Source organism: [Clostridium] symbiosum ATCC 14940 (assembly GCF_000466485.1).
GTDB classification, from domain to species: Bacteria; Bacillota; Clostridia; order Lachnospirales; family Lachnospiraceae; genus Otoolea; species Otoolea symbiosa.
Genome location: NZ_KE992923.1, coordinates 1 through 17,912, shown reverse-complemented (window position 1 = coordinate 17,912; position 17,912 = coordinate 1). Strand labels below are relative to the sequence as shown.

The following is a 17,912-nucleotide window of genomic DNA, read 5'->3' as shown; positions in this document are numbered from 1 at the left end:
CGTTCCGGACGCGTCCTCCCAACCTCAGTTAAATATCCATTTATCTTCTTGATTTAAGAATGTAAAATTGCTATTATAGAAACAAGAGAATTTGTTCAGGAGGAAATCACAATGACAAACAGTGAAAAAGCACTAATGCTGCACGAAAAATGGAACGGTAAAATTGATACTGTATCCAAAGCAGAAGTAAACTCAAGAGAGGATCTGGCTCTCGCATACACACCTGGCGTGGCTGAGCCATGTAAGGTGATTGCCGAGAATCCTGATGCTGCTTATAAATACACAATCAAGGCGAATACCGTTGCCGTTGTTTCCGATGGCAGCGCAGTCCTTGGACTTGGCAATATCGGCCCTCTGGCTGCCATGCCGGTCATGGAGGGAAAAGCTGTCCTCTTCAAAGAATTCGGCGGCGTCAACGCCTTTCCTATCTGCCTGGACACACAGGATACGGACGAGATCATTGAGACGGTTGTGCGTATCGCTCCTGCTTTCGGAGGGATTAACCTGGAAGACATTTCCGCCCCGCGCTGTTTTGAAATTGAGGAACGCCTGAAGGAACTCCTGGACATCCCCGTATTTCATGATGACCAGCATGGAACTGCAATCGTCGTTCTCGCTGGTATTATCAATGCCCTGAAGGTGACGGGCAAAACCAGGGAGGACTGCCGCGTGGTTGTAAACGGCGCAGGCAGCGCCGGAATTGCCATCAGCAAACTTCTTCTTACCTATGGTTTCAGGAATGTCATGCTCTGTGACAAAGCCGGGATTCTGGCCAGGGGTATGGACGGCCTGAACTGGATGCAGGAAAAGATGATGGAAGTAACCAACCTGGAAGGAAAGAGAGGAACGCTGGCCGACGCGCTCAAGGGCGCCGATATCTTTGTCGGAGTTTCCGCCCCCGGTATCGTCAGCGCCGAGATGGTTTCTTCCATGAACAGGGACGCAATTCTTTTTGCAATGGCAAACCCGGTGCCCGAGATTATGCCGGATATTGCAAAGGCAGCAGGCGCCAGGGTAGTCGGCACAGGCCGCTCTGATTTCCCGAACCAGGTCAACAATGTCCTGATATTCCCCGGTATTTTTAAAGGCGCCCTGGAAGGCCGTGCCACAGCCATCACCGAGGAGATGAAACTGGCCGCGGCAGCCGCAATTGCAGGGCTTGTAGACGACAGTGACTTAAACGACGAAAATATTCTTCCTGCCGCATTCGATCCGAGAGTGGCCGATGTGGTAAGCAGAGCTGTTAAAGAGCATATTCAGTAACATTTCAGACAGTATGAACTGTTACCATATTAGCTGCTGCAGGCAGTATTCCGCAAGGTGTCTTCGTTAACCATTTAGAATAAAGGAGTATTTCCATGCTGTCCGAACCTATGACCTTATACAAACTGATGAACCTGTACATGCTGAAACAGGTGAATTTCCCGCTGACAAATGCACAGCTGTCAGGCTTCTTTCTGGATCGTGAGTACACCACCTACTTCACGCTCCAGCAGGCCCTCAATGAACTTCTGGAAGCGGGCCTGATCAAGATGCAGACGCTGCACAACAGCACCCGATACGAGATTACCAGTGAAGGCGAAGAGACGCTCGAATTCTTCGGCAAGAAGATTTCTCCCGCCATCGTTGAGGATATGGATGAATATTTAAAGGAAAACCGCTTCCGCATGCGAAATGAAGTGGGTCTTGTTTCTGATTTTTACAAATCCACTAATCAGGATTATATCGTTCATTGTGAGGTCAGAGAAGGAAAGAATGTTCTGGTTGGCATTGACGTCTCCGTGCCGGACAAAGAACAGGCTGAACTGATGTGCAGCCACTGGAGAGACAGAAGCCAGGAAATCTATGCATATATTATGAAATCCCTGATGAGCGATAAATCACCGGGGAAAGGGAAATAATAAAATAAGAAAACATTCGTGGGGCCGGAATATCATGATTCCGGCTTCACGCAGACTTACCGGATATTTTACAGGAGGCGTTATGATTGGAAAACCGGCCGCACCGCCCAGTGCAATTGAGACATTGAAACTAACTATAAACAAAGATATTAAACGGATAAAAAGAAAATACGTTATCTTAAAAATCAAATGGTTTCTCCTCTTTGTCCTGCCCATACTCCTGATTGTCGTGGCCTACCAGACGGCAAAACAGTACCTGAAGCTTAAAATACGCGCTATCGGACAAAAGGCGGATAATGCCGTCTTACCGGAGGGACAATCAAAAATCACAGAACAGGAAAAACAACGGGATTAATATTATGAATTCAAAACTTACGGAAAAACGCGACTATCTGTTTGACAACTTAAAAGCCCTGATGCTCTTTCTTGTAGTGATCGGACATATTTTAGATCCCTACATCGAGCGCCAGGACAGCCTTTACCGGTATCTCATGCAGTATATTTATCTGTTTCATATGCCCATGTTTGCTTTTATTACCGGATACTTCACCAAAAACACGGAGAAAGCCAGAAACAGCGCGGTTAGAAATGTACTGGTTCCTTACATTTTTTGGCAGCTTCTTTATATTATAACGGCCCTGCTCTTCATCAGGCTGGGACTGGCAAGCTATAATACCGATGTGTTTAAGCCGTCGCTACTGCTTCCCAGCAGTCCTCTTTATTATCTCCTCTGCGTTTTTGTATGGAAAGTTTTTGCAGCGGATCTTAAAAAGCTCCGATTTCCCGTACTCTTTTCCTTTGCCGCAGGGTTGTTCATAAGCGTTGTCTTCGACGAAGCGTTCCATATCGGCTGGGGAGCTTGCTTTTCCCTGATGATTTTCTTCGTGCTGGGTCTTTTATGTACGAAAGAACACGTAGAGAAAATCAGGAATATTCCGCATGCAATTGCCGCCGCCATCCTGGCCGCCGCGGTTTTACCATCCGTCCTGCTGCCCTACAGCTTTCGGAATGTCCGTTTTACTTATGAATCGGTGGGGCTGTCCCCCGCCCAGGGGATAGGTTACCGCGCCCTCTTCTATCTCATCGCCATTCTGATGATAGGAGCTTTAATCAATCTTTTCCCGGACAGGAAAAATATATTCTCCCAAGTAGGTACCAATGCAATTCTTGTCTATGCAGGCTCCTCCTTCGCCGCCCCGGCCCTCTATCTGCTGATAGCGAAATTTTTGCCGCTTGCCGGCAGTGTCTGGGGAAACCTGGCCGGTATGTCGGTCTTTGCAGCAGTGCTGGTATTATTCTGCTCGATGGAATGGATCCGAAAATTATATGATTTTGTGATGGATGGGATTTGTAAGATACTGTTCCGGCAGGATTAAGAAATTTTATACCCGGTCAAAGGACATGGTGTGATCTGCTCCTTTTGACCGGGTTTATATGTTTTTATTTATGCATTTTTAATATACGTACAGAGTTCTGAATTAAGAAATCCACTCAGCATCTCTTTTGTTGTTTGGGTTACCCCGTACATCGGCAGCTCCGAAAATACAACCGAACAGTCATCTACCTGCTCCATGGCCTGCATGTAATCCCTGGCCTGCATGCCGTCCGTTGACAAAGCCTGATACTCCAGCCGCTTCGGATTAATGCGGTGTGTTGCGATTGCATAATTGACCCTCTTTTTACAGGAACACCGTCCTCCGGCCAAACCGCAGAATTCCGCCACCTTCCTTCTGATGCGTGACAGCTTCTGTCTGTACGCTTCCGGCGTCATTCCCAGTATTTCTCCTGCAATTCTGCTGTCTGCTTTGAACATGGTTCCCAGTATGTAAATACAGCGGCTCTCCCCGTCAAGACATTGCAGCATAACATTGGTGCATGACATTTTCAGTTCCTCTTCCAGAAGATTTTTATCGACTCCCCCGCTCATATCAGGGATATCCTCCGTCTTCCCATTGACAATATCTTCCCCGTAAAATTCAAAGCTGAGAGGCGCATTGGCAACATATGCTTCTTATAATTCAGCAGATGATTCGTGGCAATGGAAAAAACCCACGTCGTGAAAGCGCTCTCTCCCCTGAAACCGGACAGATGTGTCATTACCTTAATCAAAATCTCCTGGGATGCATCCTCCGCATCATGAATGGTTCCCAGCATTCGCAGGGAGAGATTAATAAGATTAGACAGCCGGAGCTCAGTGCTGTGACAGATGACTTTTTTATTCCTCCGCCAGTTTTTCTATATAGTCCCAGATTTCTTCCCGTCCCTGCTTTGTTTCTGCGGAAAACGGAATCATCAGTACGTCTGTTCCGATCTCCAGGCCGGTCCTCAGTATTTTCATCTGCTTTTGGAGCTGGCTCCTCTTAATCTTGTCGGCCTTTGTGGCAATAATGACCGGCTGATACCCCTGCGAGACAATCCAGTCATACATCAGCTTATCGTTGGAGGATGGTTCATGGCGGATATCAATCAGAAGGAAAACACATCGGAGCATCTTGGACTGGTGCAGATAATCCTCGATCATCTTTCCCCATTTGGCCTTCACCTCCACATTGGCCCTTGCATAACCATAGCCCGGCAAATCTACATAATAGAGCGCATCATTGATATGGTAGAAATTAATCGTCTGTGTTTTACCCGGCTGTGCAGAGATACGTGCATAGGACTTACGGTTCATCAGCGAATTGATCAGAGAAGATTTCCCTACATTTGATTTGCCTGCAAAAGCAAATTCCGGCTGTGTGTTTTCCGGCATTTTACTGGTGATACCGCAAACGGTTTCCAGGTTTACATCTTTTATTATCATGATTTTCCCTTTCTTTTTGGGTACACGGATACGGCGGCAGCCGCTTCTGCAGCCGCTCTGGCAGCAGGTTCGTCCGCTGTTTCTGCCTGGATATCCTCCAAAGCTGTTTCCGGAGCGTTCAGTCCGCTCACCGGTACAAATGCCTCGCGGATCACCTCTTCCATCTCTTTTACATAGACAATCTCCATACCCTTAGTGATCTCTTTTGACAGCTCCTCTACATCAGGCCTGTTCCTCTCCGGAACAAGAACCTTTTCAATATGAGCCATTCTTGCTGCCAGAAGCTTTTCCTTCAGCCCGCCAATCATCAGCACATGACCCCTTAATGTAATCTCGCCGGTCATGGCAGTCTTTGCCGATACGAGACGCTCCGTTACGGCAGAAAGCATGGCAGCCGCCATCGTAATGCCTGCAGACGGACCATCCTTCGGCACGGCTCCCTCGGGAATATGGATATGTATATCATGCGTCTCGAAATAATCTTCCGGAACTGCATATTTCACAAACGCCACGGAACGCACCCAGGTCAGGGCCGTCTGAGCTGATTCCTTCATCACATCGCCGAGCTGGCCGGTCATCTGAAGGTTCCCCTTGCCGGGCATTACATTGACCTCAATCTGCAGCGTATCGCCGCCGACGCTGGTCCATGCAAGGCCTCTGACGATTCCTATCTGATCCTCCTCATTGGCATCATCAAACAGAACCTTCTCGCGGCCAAGATATTTTTCCAGATTTTTATCGGTTATGCGGATTGACTTCTTTTCCATCTCAAGAAGCTCTCTTGCCGCTTTGCGGCAAATGTCCCCTATCCTTCTCTCCAGATTTCTCACACCCGCTTCCCTGGTATAGTTATGAATGATCTTCTCCAGCGCGGGATTCGTGATGGTCAGCTGTGATTTCGTCAGCCCGTTCTTCTCCATCTGTTTTCGGATCAGGTAGTTCTTTCCGATATGGAATTTTTCATTCTCCGTATAGCTGTTGACCTCTATCACTTCCATCCTGTCTAAAAGCGGTCCGGGAATCGTCTGTGTGGTATTGGCTGTAGCGATAAACAATACCTCGGAGAGGTTGATTGGAAGTTCAACATAATGATCGCGGAAATGGATATTCTGCTCACTGTCCAGAACCTCGAGAAGCGCGGACGATGTATCCCCTTTATAATCACGGCTCACCTTGTCAATCTCGTCCAGGAGCATCAGCGGATTACTCACGCCTGCGTGCTTAATCCCCTCCACAATCCGGCCAGGCATGGCTCCGACATACGTTTTTCTGTGCCCCCTGATTTCAGCCTCGTCGTGAACTCCGCCCAGACTAATCCGGACATACTTCTTTCCCAGCGCTCTGGCAACGGAGCGGGCAATGGATGTCTTTCCTGTTCCGGGAGGCCCGACCAGACAGAGAATCGGACTGGAACCTTTCTTTGTGAGGATTCGGACTGCTAGGTATTCAAGCACCCTCTCTTTGACCTGTTCAAGTCCGTAATGATCCTCCTCCAGCACCTTCTCCGCATATTTTAAATCCGTATTGTCCTTCGTCATCTTGTTCCAAGGCAGCTCTAATACCGTCTCAAGATACGTTCTCAGTACATTGGCGTCCTGGCTTCCCGACGGCATTCCCTTGAACCGGTTGATTTCCTTTAGTATACGGTCTTTGATTTCTTTATCAGCCTTAATGCCCTTTAATTGTTTCTTCAGCTCGTCCGCATCGGATATGGGGCTGTCCTCACCAAGCTCTTCCCGGATTACCCGCATCTGTTCGCGCAGTATATAATCCTTCTGGTTTTTATCGATTGCCGCCTTTACTTTTGTCTGGAAGTCTTTCTTGATGCGGTAAACCTCAGTCTCCGTCAACAGAAGCTGGAGTACCGTCTCATACATCGCGCTTAAAAAGGTACATTCCAGAATTTTCTGCCTTGCCTCGTAATCCCATGGAAACTGTACCGCAATCTGATGCAGAAGTTCTTCCAGGCCCGCAATAGAGGTCAGAGTCAGCAGGAAATCTTTCCCGGCTGTCTGATTGAGCTTTCCGTATTCTTCCAGCTTCTCCCTCACGATGCGCAGCATGGCTTCTTTCTCCATTACGTTTAAGTCATCCTCTATGGCGCCAAGCGGCTCCACTGTTGCAGTCAGGGAGGAACCGCCGCAGTCCAGTTCCAGAAGCTCCGCTTTCTCAAGTCCTTCTACCGTAACCCGCACCATTCCGCCAGGCATCTTTACAAGCTGCTTTACAAAGCCGATGGTTCCAACATGGAAAAGGTCCTCTATATCGGGATTCATCTCCTCCGTCTTCATCTGTGTCACGAGAAGAACTTTCTGATCGCCTACCATAGCCTTCTCAACAGCGGAAATAGATTTTCCCCTGATAATATCAAAATTTATTGTCATCTGCGGAAGCACTGTGAGTCCTCTCAGCGCTATCGCAGGAAGTATCATCTTCTTATCTTCCATCCTCTGTCTCCTGTTCTGTATATACGGCAACAAACATGCTTTGCAGGCTTATTACCGCCTTCAACGATAAAGGGATCTGTAAAATGACAATGCTTCATCTTACAAACCCCTTCCGCCTAAGGCTATGACAGGCCCTATCAGGCTATTTCGCCTGTCTTATCCTTTTTTAAACGCCCTGTAAATGATTTACGGGGTACTGTATTTTCACGATATACGAGTTCCGGTTCGCTTTTTCCCTCCACTGCCTCTTTCGTGACTGTGCAGATCCCAATGCTGGAATCTGAAGGAATCTCATACATGATATCCATCATAATCGATTCCATGATGGAACGCAGTCCTCTGGCTCCTGTCTTTCTCTCCACTGCCAGATGGGCGATCGCGGTCAGCGCTTCCTCGGTAAATTCAAGCTTTACGCCGTCCAAATCAAAGAATGCCTGATACTGCTTGATAATCGCATTCTTCGGCTCGGAAAGAATCTTAACAAGCGCGTCTTCCGACAGGGAACGCAGTGCCACCGTAACCGGGACACGGCCTATAAACTCCGGAATCAGACCAAATTTAGTCAAATCCTGAGGCATAACCTGCTTTAATAATTCATCTATATCCTGGTTCTGTTTATCCACAATCTCTGCGTTAAAGCCGATAGAGCCGGCTCCCAGACGGTTCTCAATGATTTTTTCCAGTCCGTCAAAGGCTCCGCCACAGATAAAGAGAATATTCGTCGTATCAATCTGAAGCAGCTCCTGCTGAGGATGCTTTCTTCCGCCCTGCGGCGGAACACTCGCAACAGTACCCTCCAGTATCTTCAGAAGCGCCTGCTGCACTCCTTCGCCGGAAACATCCCGGGTTATCGAAACATTTTCTGATTTTTTGGTAATCTTATCAATCTCGTCTATATAGACAATACCATATTCGGCTTTGCTGATATCATAGTCGGCTGACTGAATAATCTTCAGCAGAATATTCTCTACATCCTCGCCGACATAGCCGGCCTCTGTCAGTGTTGTGGCATCTGCGATGGCAAAAGGCACATTCAGGATCTTGGCAAGCGTCTGCGCCAGATAAGTCTTTCCTGAGCCGGTCGGTCCCAGCATCAGGATATTACTCTTCTGAAGCTCCACCTCCTGTGTTCCCTTGGATGTGATTCTTTTGTAATGGTTGTAGACTGCTACGGACAGCACCTTTTTGGCCTCATCCTGGCCCACAACATACTCATCCAGAAATTCCTTGATCTCTTTCGGCTTTAACAGGTTAATCCCACTGAAGTCCGGACCCTTGTCATTCTGATCCGCAAATTCCTCTTCCAGAATTTCTGCACAAAGTTCGATGCAGTCGTCACATATATAAACATCGTTAGAACCTGCAATCAGTTTTCTGACCTGGTCCTGCGTTTTGCCGCAAAAAGAGCAGCGAATCTTATCATCAGATCTGCCTGGCATATGCCCACCTCAATTCCTTGTATTAGTGGCTTGCAATGACACGGTCAATCAAGCCATATTCCATTGCTTCCTGTGCTGTCATATAATTGTCTCTGTCGGTATCTCTCTCAATGACTTCATATGGCTGGCCTGTATTTGCTGCCAGGATTTCATTTAATTTCTTCTTTGTCTGTAAAATCTTTTCAGCTACAATCTGAATCTCCGTAGCCTGCCCCTGCGCTCCGCCGGACGGCTGATGGATCATGACCTCGGCATTCGGAAGGGCGAATCGTTTACCTTTGGCCCCGCCTGCTAAGAGAAACGCTCCCATGCTGGCCGCCATGCCGAAACAGATGGTGGAAACATCACACTTGATGTAATTCATCGTATCATAGATTGCCAGACCTGCCGAAACGGAACCTCCCGGGCTGTTGATATAGAGGTGAATATCCTTATTCGGATCTTCAGACTCCAGGAACAGAAGCTGTGACACAATAAGCCCTGCTGACGTATCGGTTACCTCTTCTCCGAGGAAAATAATTCTCTCTTTTAACAGCCTGGAAAAAATGTCGTAGGAACGTTCTCCGCGGCTGGTGGATTCAATGACATAGGGTACTAAGCTCATAGAATGCCTCCTGTTCTGCAAAATGGAAACGATGAAAAGTACGCTCTGCGGACCTTTCACCGACAATCAACGATGAAAAGTCCAGGTAATGAGCTTTTCACCGATATCAATGGTACAGAACCCCACAGGCTACCAGTCCCATAGAATTCTGTACCAAATTTCATTTCTTATTCATTATACGGCGATTAAACCAGTTTTGCTTCTGAAACCAGTAAATCTACTGCTTCCTGAACCTTTAAATCTTCTTTAATCTGCTCTTTTTCTTTCTCACCTAAAAGTTCGTTTAACTTCTCGGCTTCCATCTGATAGGATGTTGCCATCTTGCCAATCTGCTGGTAAACGGCTTCGTCGGTAACCTGGATGTTCTCAAGCTCTACAATCTTTTCAAGAACGAGTCTTGTCTTGATTCTCTTAAGTGCCTGCGGAGCCATCTGCTCCATCAGCTTGTCTGCTGTCATTCCGGTATATTTCATGTAATCGTTGATGTTCAGGCCCTGGCTCTGCAGTCTGCGAGCATAATCTTCCACCATGCCGCGTGCCTGTGTATCAATCATAGCCTGAGGGATGTCCATCTGGGCATTCTCAACTACTTTATCAATAACACGGTTCTCGTTCTCTGTAGCTGCTTCTCTGTTCTTCTTATCCTGGAGTTTTGCCCTGATATCGTCTTTATATTCAGCAAGAGTCTCAAAATCAGAAACTTCACTTGCGAACTCGTCATTTAATTCAGGAAGCTCCGTCATCTTGATCTCTTTAATTGTCACTTCAAATTTTGCAGGCTTTCCGGCTAATTCAGGAGCGTGGTACTCCTCCGGGAACGTAACCTCAATCTCACATTTATCGCCAAGGTTCTTACCGATTAACTGCTCCTCAAATGTATCGATAAAGGAATGAGAGCCGATTGTCAGAGGATAATCAATGCCTTCGCCTCCGTCAAATGCCTTTCCGTCGATGAAGCCCTTAAAGTCGATTACCGTGTTGTCGCCGTCGGCAACCGGTCTGTCTTCAACCGTGATCAGTCTTCCGTTCTTGTGACGGGCAGCCTCCAGCTCCGCATCAACATCGCTGTCTGCTACTTCTGCTATTACCTTCTCTACTTCAACTCCTTTATACTCACCCAATGTAACTTCCGGTTTGATAGCTACGGTTGCTGTATAAATAAATGCTTTTCCTTTTTCAATCTGTGTTACATCGATCTCCGGAGAGGATACGATTTCGTTCTCGCACTCTTCTGCTGCTTTTGGATAAGATGCGTCGATTACTGCATTAGCAGCCTCTTCATAAAAAATGCCTGCTCCGTACATCTTTTCGATCATGGCCTGCGGTGCTTTACCTTTTCTGAAACCAGGAATGTTGAATTTTCCTTTATTGTGATTGTAAGCAGTCTTGATTGCAGCGTCGAATTCCTCAGCCGGAACTTCGATCGTAAGCTTCGCCATGTTGTTTTCTAATTTTTCTACCTGTAAACTCATTTTAAGGGTTCCTCCTTGCTTATATATGTGAACAGCCGTACCCGTTAGGCGTTACACTTCAAGATAGCATTATATCATATACCATCTGTAAATACCAGCACAAATTCAGAAAAAACCAAAGAAAATACGGGAAAATACAAGGGTTTTTATGGTTTTTCCCCTGCTTTTCCCGTTCTCTAATTGTTTATTTTCCTTTATATCTGATCATACTGAATTGCCGTCTTGATATGGGATGCTGTTTTTTCGCCGAGCAGCAGTCTTGTAAGCTCCAGCCCCAAATCCAGCGCATATCCCAGCCCTCTTGCCGTTGTCACATTCCCGTCGGTCACTACGCCATCGCCTGTCACATTTGCCCCTGCTAATGCCCCTTCAAAACCGGGATAGCAGGTTGCCGTCTTTCCTTTGAGAATGCCTAACCCGCCCAGGACACTTGGCGCCGCGCAGATGGCGGCCAGACGGCGGCCCTCTTCATTCGCCTTTACAAGCGCATCACAAAGCGGCCTGCATTCGGAAAGGCGCTTTGTACCGGGCATGCCGCCAGGCAGGAACAGCAAATCCGCCTGTTCAAAATCAATCTCTCCAATCGTGGTATCGGCCACAATTGTAAATCCGTGGGAACCTGTAACTTCTTTGTTATTACTGATGGATACCAGCGTCACCTTTATTCCGGCACGTACCAGGACGTCCGCTACAGCCAGACACTCCACTTCTTCCGATCCATCTGCCAAAAATGCATATACCTCTGCCATGTTGTCACCTCTTCTATAAATTTTATAACCGAAACCTGTTTATTTGTCAGGAGCGTTTAATACCTGTCATCATAATAATTTCCGTTGTTTTCGTTGTGACCGCCGTAATTCTGATTATCATACCTGTCGTCCCCCTGATTTCCGTTGTCATAAAACACTTCAGGCTCTCCACCGTACCCGTTAAACGGGAAACCATGTATAAAGCTTCTCAGATGGCTGTACAGCTCCGCAATGGAAGCTTCCTGGTAAGGAACCACCAGAACACCGCCCACACAGCATAATAGCACGCCCAGCAGGTACCAGCCGATGAACGATAATTCCAGCAGAAACAGCTGAAAACGGTTGCCATTCATCATATCCTTCGTAACGGCAAACACATCGCGGCTGTCCGCCTCCGGATTCTCCGACAGGATATAGGGAATCATCGCATATTCATATCCTTTGTAGATTCCCGGAATTACCAGCAGAAGTGACCAGAGAGCGGTAAAAAGATCCCTCAGAAACATTATCTTTACCACATTCATATAGTTTCCGCATCCGAAGACCCAGAACACCTTGCCGATACCGGCTGACTGAAGCGACTGCCTGCTTTCCATAAAAAAACGGTTCTTTCCTACGACAACAGGATTACCGATAAAAATCTTAAACAGCAGTGCCGCAATTCCCACAATGGCAAAAACGCCAACCAACGTGGTAATAATCATATGCAGTGCCGCCGGACTTAGCCCGCTGAAGCTGTGATGGATATCCTCCCTGTATTCGCGGTACGTATTTACACTCCCGCCGCGGCTTGCTCCGCCGCCCAGAAGGGAACAAATCAGTGTTACAGCAAAAGCGGACCAGTAGTATATCTTTACCTTTGCCCATCCATTGCGCTTCATATCTCCTATTGACCACATAACATTTCCTCCTTGATAATACGGCTGAAAACCTTAACACAAATTTAGTATACCATATTTTTTCAGAAAGCTATACAAGTTTTTGGTAAATAATGATTTGAGATCCGGAGTGAAATAGTTAACGGCACCGTTAAACAATCCGGATACTATGGAGAATGATGTTTGACATTTATATGGGCAGATATTAAAATGAACTAAAAATCCACCCGTTTCTGCTTTCTGATAACGGTACGGCAAAACAGGCTGACCCAGAAGGCGGATGGTATGAATTTGAACCGGAATATTTCGGCAGCGCAGAATTCGAAGGAAGAACAGTTCCCTGTATCTCGGCAATAGGCCAAAAGATATTTCATACGGGATATGAACTGCGTGAGATTGACAGGCACGATATCAGAAACATCGACAATCTCCTGAAACAGAAGGAAAATATCTGATTGTATCCACAATGTCTGTGGATAAATATAATCATTTAGAAAAGGAAGGAACCATCCATGGAAATTGAAAGAAAATACTTTATAGAAACACTCCCCTTTGATCCGGGCCAATACCCGTATCATCAGATTGAACAGGCCTATCTTTGCACCGAACCCGTAGTACGTATCCGACGAGAAGATGATACGTTTTATCTGACCTATAAATCAAAGGGGAAGATGGTCAGGGAAGAATATAACCTTCCTCTGACCGAAAAAGCCTACGCCCATCTGCTGAAGAAAGCGGACGGAAAAATTCTGTCTAAGCGGCGCTATCTGATTCCTATCCCGGAGACTTCCCTGACAATCGAACTCGATATTTTCAGCGGCGATTATGAGGGACTTGTTCTGGCTGAGGTAGAATTCCAGACAGAGGAGGATGCAAACTCATTTATCCCGCCTTCCTGGTTTACCAGAGACGTCACCTTTTCCGGGGAATACCAGAACAGCAGGCTCTCATCCATCTAATCCGGCTGCCGTCCGCCGAAGCTGGGATTTTGTTATTGCTTACAGAAAAGACAGCTATCTTTCATCTGCCGCACGTAATTTTATTGATATTACAAAGAGTGCCTTTGCAGGTCCTCCTGATGAAGCGTAGGGGACGCCCTTTTCGATGCAGCAGACGATAACCTGCATGCTCCGCATACAGGTCACCGCCTGCAAAAAAAGCCCCGTAGAGTGTTCCCACTCCCGGGGCGAATATCTTTAATCAATTTATCTCTTTAGGACTTATCTCATCCCAAGAACAATAACAATAATTCCGAGGATTATCATCACTGCTATGAAAATATCGAGTGTTCTCACCGACACATGCACTTTGTCATAGAGTCTCTCTTTTAAAGGAAGATTTCTGACTCGCTCTATCTCCTGGCGGAGCCTCTCATTCTCTTCCTCCAGTCTTTTTAAGTTCTGCTCTTCCCCGGTCAGCTCCCTGCCGCTCTCTGCCGTTTTCCGTTCCTGCGCGCCGTCGCCTTCCAGAGCCTCGCTCCCGCTGTGTTCTAATCTGTTTTCCTCCAAATTTACACCAACTTTCTTATTCATGCATCATGTATGCCTGCTGAGTATTTTGATTATTCCAAAAGAGGAGCCGCGACCCGGAACACGAAAGTCCCGCCGGCAGCTCCTCTTTTATCAATTGGCGGTAACAGGCTCGCGAGGCGTGCTTGTTATCGATGTAAAACCATTTTACTTCTTGGCAATATATTTTCTGATATCAAGTGCGATAGCAACTACGATAACGATACCCTGTGCTATATACTGATAGTTCGGGTCAATTCCGAGGAACTGGAGACATGTCTTCAGAAGCTCGAATACAAGAACTCCGACTACGACACCGGATACACGTCCGATACCGCCGTTAACGGATACGCCGCCGATTGTACAGGCCGCGATGGCCTCCAGCTCGTAGCCCATACCCATGTTAACAGAAGCTCCGCCGGATTTCGCGCCCAGCAGGAAGCCTGCGATTGCATAGAGTGTAGCTGCCGTCACATAGATTTTAATTTTCGTTCTTTTAACATTAACGCCGGCAACCTCTGCCGCTGCCTCGTTGCCGCCGATTGCATACATGTATTTGCCATGGCGGGTATAGTTATAAACAAACCACATAATCAGGCCGATTACGATTGCGATGATAAACAGATACGGGAATACTCCGAATAATTTACCGTTTGCAATGGCTGTATAGTCTGTACGGTATCCGCCGATCGGGATGGATTTTGTATAAACCAGGTTAATTCCGTATACGATCATCTGCATACCCAGAGTGCCGATGAAGGCCGGTACGCTTAAATATGAAATAACAATACCATTGATAAGACCGAAGATACAGCAGATGGCAATACAGATTAAGAGAATCACCCATACATTGAGCTGGGGGAAATTCTTGGTAAGTTCGAAACGTCCGCTGTAATCTGCTTTCTGAAGCAGTGTACCTGCAAGGCAGGCTGCAAGACCTACGACACGTCCTGCGGAAAGGTCGGTACCTTTTGTAATCAGACAGCCGGATACGCCGACTGCAATAATGAAACGGCAGGCTACGTTAATGGAAACGTTGCTGAAGTTACTGCCGGAAAAGAAATTTTCTTTGGTTACGCCAACGAAAATAACCATGAGAAAAATTAATATAATAATACCATTATTTATGAGTATGTCCGCTACATTGACTTTTTTCTTATCCATTCTCTCTTCCTCCTATCACTAGAACTTGGTCGCATAGCTCATGATGCGTTCCTGCGTTGCTTCCTCGTCCTTCACTTCTCCGGTAATATGTCCGTTACACATAACAAGGATCCGGTTGGACATACCGATTAATTCCGGCATTTCAGAAGAAATCATAATAATGCCCTTGCCCTGCTTCGCCAGGTCAATCATAATCTGGTAAATCTCGTATTTCGCGCCGACGTCAATACCGCGGGTCGGCTCATCCATTATCAGGATATCCGGATTATTGGCCAGCCAGCGTGAAATCAGAACCTTCTGCTGGTTGCCTCCCGACAACGACTGGATTAAAGTCTTGCTGCTCGGAGTCTTGATGCTGAGCTTCGCCACATTATCCTTGACAAGCTGTTCAATCTTTCCTTTATTCAGCTTTATTCCCGCTTCCACGTACTGATCCATGGAGGATATGGATACGTTGTCTGCGATGGAAAGACAGCCCAGAATACCGGTACCACGGCGATCCTCGGTAATCATACCGATACCTGCCCGGATTGCATCCTGAGGACGCTGAACATGTGTCTTCTTACCCTTGATTTCCAGCTCGCCTGTTGAGATGTGGCGCATACCGAAAATTGCTTCCATCAGCTCTGTCCTCTGCGCGCCCACCAGGCCGCCGAAGCCCAGGATCTCGCCTCTTCGAAGCTGGAACGAACAGTTTTGGAAGGAACGCTCGTGAATACTGGAATAATTTTTTACATCGAGAAGAACCTCGCCAACCTCGGCGTCATTCTTCGGCGGATATATATTCGTCAGCTCACGGCCAACCATCTGTTTTACAATCTCATCGTCTGTGATATCATTCATGCTCCAGGAACCGACATACGTACCGTCACGCATGATAGTAATATCATCACAAATCTCACGAATTTCCGCCATTTTATGGGAAATATATATAAGGGATACCCCCCTGCTCCTGAGGTCTCTGATGATACGGAAGAGCGCATCTACTTCATTGTCTGTCAGAGAGGAGGTCGGCTCGTCAAGAATCACCACTCTCGCCTGCAGGGATACTGCTTTCGCAATCTCTACCGACTGCATCTGTGCGATAGACATGGTTCCCAGCTTTGCCTTTGGGTTGTAGGGCATCTTCACATCTTCCAGCCACTTTGCCGTCTCTTCAAACATCTTCTTATGGTCAATCACCTTAATCGGGCCGAACCGTTTCATCGGATACCGGCCTGTATACATGTTCTCTGCAACAGTTCTCTCCGGTATGGGCTGCAGCTCCTGATGAACCATTGCAAGCCCCTTCTGAAGCGCCTCATCAGGGTTAGCGATGCTTACTTTCTCTCCGTCCAGATAAATCTCACCTTCATCCATGTGGTAAATACCAAAGAGGCATTTCATCAGGGTGGATTTTCCTGCACCGTTCTCTCCCATCAGCGCGTGAACCGTACCAGGACGGACCTTCAGGTTAACCTGATCCAGAGCCTTAACGCCAGGAAAGCTCTTCGATACCCCGCGCATTTCCAATCTGTACTCTGCCATCCCATTCTCTCCTTTCATAAAATCGGGTGTGCCAAGATGACACACCCGACGCATTTACTCATAATTTCTGCCGAGCAGAATTACTGTAACGATTTGTTACATTATTTAACTAATTCAAGAATCTCTGCTGCATTGTCTTTTGTAACTTTTACATAGTCTACCATGTATACGTTCTTAACGTCTTTGCCGTTTACAAAATCCATTGCTCTGTCAGCTGCTGTGTGAGCCTGGCCAAGGTAATCGTTAAATACGGTACCTGTCATCTTGTCGTTCATAACGTTCTCAACAGCCTCAACTAAAGCGTCAACGCCTACTAAGTAGATGTCTTTGTTAACTGTTCTGCCGGCTGCTTCGATTGCCTGTAATGCACCAAGTGCCATAGCATCGTTGTTACAGAAAACTACGTCGATCTTAGCGCCGTGCTGTGCAAGTGCGTTAGCTGTGATTTCCTGGCCTTTTGTCTGATCCCAGTCACCACGCATCTTAACGAGTTCTTCTACCTCAATGCCTGCATCTGTTAAAGCTTTAATGGAGAATTCCGTTCTGTACTGAGCATCTACGTTCTCCGGGTCACCCTGAACCATGATGTAACGAACAACGCCGTCGCCGTCTGCATCACCTTTGTTCTCAAGCTCAGCAATCTCTTCACCCTGGAAGGTACCGGACTGTCTTGCGTCTGCGCCTACATAAGTAGCTTTGATTCCTTCGTCAACCCAAGCCTGCTCTCTCTCAGCTTCCGGCTCACGGTTGATGTAAACTACCGGGATACCAGCTTTAGCACACTCTTCTGTTACGGTTGGTTCGGAAGAAGCCTGTACAAGGTTGATAATCATTACGTCAACACCTGTTGTGATGAAGTTTCTAATCTGGTTCATCTGCTCACCCTGGTCGTTCTTTCCGTCCATGATGGAGATGTTTTCTTTCTTAACGCCTAACTCTTCTGTTAAGTATCTCTCTAATTCCTGACGATATACTGTCATGAAGTTATCAGCGAACTGATAAATGGAGATGCCAACCTTCACTTCTGCAGGATCTTTTCCCTCGACAGCTTCTGCTGCTTCAGTTTTTGCTTCCTCTACAGCTTCGGCAGTGGTGTCTGCTGTTGTCTCTGCCTGTGTCTCCGGTGCAGCTGTCTCTGCTGGTTTGGAGCTGCAAGCTGTCATGGAAAATACCATTGCTGCTGCAAGTCCTGCTGCCATGAATTTTTTGAGTGATCTCATAATACTAGTTCCTCCCTTAATATAGTATTTTTTTGTCGATTGGTTATTTTAACTCATCGACACCCTTATTATAGATGGCTTTTGGTCATATTTCCATATGATTTTTTTGGGACTTATATAATTTTTTTTAGATCATATAATTTTTTATTGATTGGGCCGACGGGAGTTAAGCAAAATGGAGATTTAGTTAAGCAGGTGAG

At 46.8% G+C, this 17,912-nt stretch carries 16 protein-coding genes and 2 pseudogenes; 6 read left to right on the top strand and 12 right to left on the bottom strand.

From position 1 onward, the window contains the following. Positions 1 to 111 precede the first annotated feature (111 nt). The 4 genes from CLOSYM_RS11965 (at position 112) to CLOSYM_RS11950 (ending at position 3,277) form a co-directional block, all read left to right on the top strand. The gene (locus CLOSYM_RS11965; RefSeq protein ID WP_003507764.1) at positions 112 to 1,263 is read left to right on the top strand and encodes an NAD(P)-dependent malic enzyme; all 1,152 of its coding nucleotides are present in this window, start codon (positions 112 to 114) and stop codon (positions 1,261 to 1,263) included. Positions 1,264 to 1,358: 95 nt separating this feature from the next. Beyond that, entirely contained in the window at positions 1,359 to 1,901 is a 543-nt protein-coding gene (locus tag CLOSYM_RS11960; protein ID WP_021642302.1) for a DUF4364 family protein, read from the top strand. An 82-nt stretch (positions 1,902 to 1,983) separates the two neighbouring features. Next, complete coding sequence (locus CLOSYM_RS11955; RefSeq protein WP_227072574.1) at positions 1,984 to 2,256, top strand: hypothetical protein; 273 nt, start codon at positions 1,984 to 1,986, stop codon at positions 2,254 to 2,256. Between the two features lie 4 nt (positions 2,257 to 2,260). Next, positions 2,261 to 3,277, top strand: a complete 1,017-nt coding sequence (locus CLOSYM_RS11950) for an acyltransferase family protein (RefSeq protein WP_021642300.1) — start codon at positions 2,261 to 2,263, stop codon at positions 3,275 to 3,277. A 68-nt stretch (positions 3,278 to 3,345) separates the two neighbouring features. Here CLOSYM_RS11950 and CLOSYM_RS11945 read toward each other — a convergent pair. From CLOSYM_RS11945 to CLOSYM_RS11910, 8 genes and pseudogenes are all read right to left on the bottom strand, one after another. Further along, positions 3,346 to 4,076, bottom strand: a pseudogene (locus tag CLOSYM_RS11945) (RNA polymerase sigma factor); the annotation flags it as partial. A gap of 40 nt (positions 4,077 to 4,116) precedes the next feature. Then, complete coding sequence (yihA, locus tag CLOSYM_RS11940; RefSeq protein ID WP_003507776.1) at positions 4,117 to 4,704, bottom strand: ribosome biogenesis GTP-binding protein YihA/YsxC; 588 nt, start codon at positions 4,702 to 4,704, stop codon at positions 4,117 to 4,119. Then, a complete protein-coding gene (gene lon / locus CLOSYM_RS11935; RefSeq protein WP_021642297.1) occupies positions 4,701 to 7,151 on the bottom strand; it encodes an endopeptidase La in 2,451 nt (816 codons plus the stop codon). Before lon ends, yihA begins: the two co-directional genes overlap by 4 nt. 137 nt (positions 7,152 to 7,288) lie before the next feature. Next, positions 7,289 to 8,590: an ATP-dependent Clp protease ATP-binding subunit ClpX gene (gene clpX / locus CLOSYM_RS11930; RefSeq protein WP_021642296.1), complete on the bottom strand. Its 1,302-nt coding sequence runs from the start codon at positions 8,588 to 8,590 to the stop codon at positions 7,289 to 7,291. Between the two features lie 22 nt (positions 8,591 to 8,612). Further along, the gene (clpP, locus tag CLOSYM_RS11925) at positions 8,613 to 9,194 is read right to left on the bottom strand and encodes an ATP-dependent Clp endopeptidase proteolytic subunit ClpP (protein ID WP_003507779.1); all 582 of its coding nucleotides are present in this window, start codon (positions 9,192 to 9,194) and stop codon (positions 8,613 to 8,615) included. A 185-nt stretch (positions 9,195 to 9,379) separates the two neighbouring features. Beyond that, positions 9,380 to 10,666: a trigger factor gene (gene tig / locus CLOSYM_RS11920; protein WP_021642295.1), complete on the bottom strand. Its 1,287-nt coding sequence runs from the start codon at positions 10,664 to 10,666 to the stop codon at positions 9,380 to 9,382. A 194-nt stretch (positions 10,667 to 10,860) separates the two neighbouring features. Then, positions 10,861 to 11,415: a DJ-1 family glyoxalase III gene (locus tag CLOSYM_RS11915; RefSeq protein WP_003507781.1), complete on the bottom strand. Its 555-nt coding sequence runs from the start codon at positions 11,413 to 11,415 to the stop codon at positions 10,861 to 10,863. Between the two features lie 56 nt (positions 11,416 to 11,471). After that, positions 11,472 to 12,314 (bottom strand): DUF975 family protein, encoded by an 843-nt coding sequence (locus tag CLOSYM_RS11910; protein ID WP_003507782.1) that lies wholly within the window; start codon positions 12,312 to 12,314, stop codon positions 11,472 to 11,474. Between the two features lie 194 nt (positions 12,315 to 12,508). Here CLOSYM_RS11910 and CLOSYM_RS23465 point away from each other — a divergent pair. Further along, positions 12,509 to 12,748 (top strand): annotated as a pseudogene (locus CLOSYM_RS23465) (nucleotidyltransferase domain-containing protein); the annotation flags it as partial. 57 nt (positions 12,749 to 12,805) lie between these two features. After that, positions 12,806 to 13,252, top strand: coding sequence for a CYTH domain-containing protein (locus CLOSYM_RS11900; protein WP_021642293.1), 447 nt, complete (start codon positions 12,806 to 12,808; stop codon positions 13,250 to 13,252). 261 nt (positions 13,253 to 13,513) lie between these two features. On the opposite strand, the gene CLOSYM_RS11895 is transcribed toward CLOSYM_RS11900, so the two are convergent. The 4 genes from CLOSYM_RS11895 to CLOSYM_RS11880 form a co-directional block, all read right to left on the bottom strand. Further along, the gene (locus CLOSYM_RS11895) at positions 13,514 to 13,825 is read right to left on the bottom strand and encodes a hypothetical protein (protein WP_021642291.1); all 312 of its coding nucleotides are present in this window, start codon (positions 13,823 to 13,825) and stop codon (positions 13,514 to 13,516) included. Between the two features lie 144 nt (positions 13,826 to 13,969). After that, positions 13,970 to 14,965: an ABC transporter permease subunit gene (locus tag CLOSYM_RS11890; RefSeq protein WP_009298520.1), complete on the bottom strand. Its 996-nt coding sequence runs from the start codon at positions 14,963 to 14,965 to the stop codon at positions 13,970 to 13,972. 18 nt (positions 14,966 to 14,983) lie between these two features. Beyond that, positions 14,984 to 16,492, bottom strand: coding sequence for a sugar ABC transporter ATP-binding protein (locus tag CLOSYM_RS11885; RefSeq protein WP_003507814.1), 1,509 nt, complete (start codon positions 16,490 to 16,492; stop codon positions 14,984 to 14,986). 101 nt (positions 16,493 to 16,593) lie between these two features. Next, on the bottom strand, positions 16,594 to 17,712 hold the full coding sequence (locus CLOSYM_RS11880) for a substrate-binding domain-containing protein (RefSeq protein WP_004462108.1): 1,119 nt from the start codon (positions 17,710 to 17,712) through the stop codon (positions 16,594 to 16,596). Between the last annotated feature and the right edge of the window lie 200 nt (positions 17,713 to 17,912).

Bases quoted from the DNA above. Each gene is read 5' to 3' on its own strand.
- CLOSYM_RS11965 (WP_003507764.1), top strand. From the start codon at position 112: ATGACAAACAGTGAAAAAGCACTAATGCTGCACGAAAAATGGAACGGT.
- CLOSYM_RS11960 (WP_021642302.1), top strand. From the start codon at position 1,359: ATGCTGTCCGAACCTATGACCTTATACAAACTGATGAACCTGTACATG.
- CLOSYM_RS11955 (WP_227072574.1), top strand. From the start codon at position 1,984: ATGATTGGAAAACCGGCCGCACCGCCCAGTGCAATTGAGACATTGAAA.
- CLOSYM_RS11950 (WP_021642300.1), top strand. From the start codon at position 2,261: ATGAATTCAAAACTTACGGAAAAACGCGACTATCTGTTTGACAACTTA.
- yihA (WP_003507776.1), bottom strand. From the start codon at position 4,704: ATGATAATAAAAGATGTAAACCTGGAAACCGTTTGCGGTATCACCAGT.
- lon (WP_021642297.1), bottom strand. From the start codon at position 7,151: ATGGAAGATAAGAAGATGATACTTCCTGCGATAGCGCTGAGAGGACTC.
- clpX (WP_021642296.1), bottom strand. From the start codon at position 8,590: ATGCCAGGCAGATCTGATGATAAGATTCGCTGCTCTTTTTGCGGCAAA.
- clpP (WP_003507779.1), bottom strand. From the start codon at position 9,194: ATGAGCTTAGTACCCTATGTCATTGAATCCACCAGCCGCGGAGAACGT.
- tig (WP_021642295.1), bottom strand. From the start codon at position 10,666: ATGAGTTTACAGGTAGAAAAATTAGAAAACAACATGGCGAAGCTTACG.
- CLOSYM_RS11915 (WP_003507781.1), bottom strand. From the start codon at position 11,415: ATGGCAGAGGTATATGCATTTTTGGCAGATGGATCGGAAGAAGTGGAG.
- CLOSYM_RS11910 (WP_003507782.1), bottom strand. From the start codon at position 12,314: ATGTGGTCAATAGGAGATATGAAGCGCAATGGATGGGCAAAGGTAAAG.
- CLOSYM_RS11900 (WP_021642293.1), top strand. From the start codon at position 12,806: ATGGAAATTGAAAGAAAATACTTTATAGAAACACTCCCCTTTGATCCG.
- CLOSYM_RS11895 (WP_021642291.1), bottom strand. From the start codon at position 13,825: ATGAATAAGAAAGTTGGTGTAAATTTGGAGGAAAACAGATTAGAACAC.
- CLOSYM_RS11890 (WP_009298520.1), bottom strand. From the start codon at position 14,965: ATGGATAAGAAAAAAGTCAATGTAGCGGACATACTCATAAATAATGGT.
- CLOSYM_RS11885 (WP_003507814.1), bottom strand. From the start codon at position 16,492: ATGGCAGAGTACAGATTGGAAATGCGCGGGGTATCGAAGAGCTTTCCT.
- CLOSYM_RS11880 (WP_004462108.1), bottom strand. From the start codon at position 17,712: ATGAGATCACTCAAAAAATTCATGGCAGCAGGACTTGCAGCAGCAATG.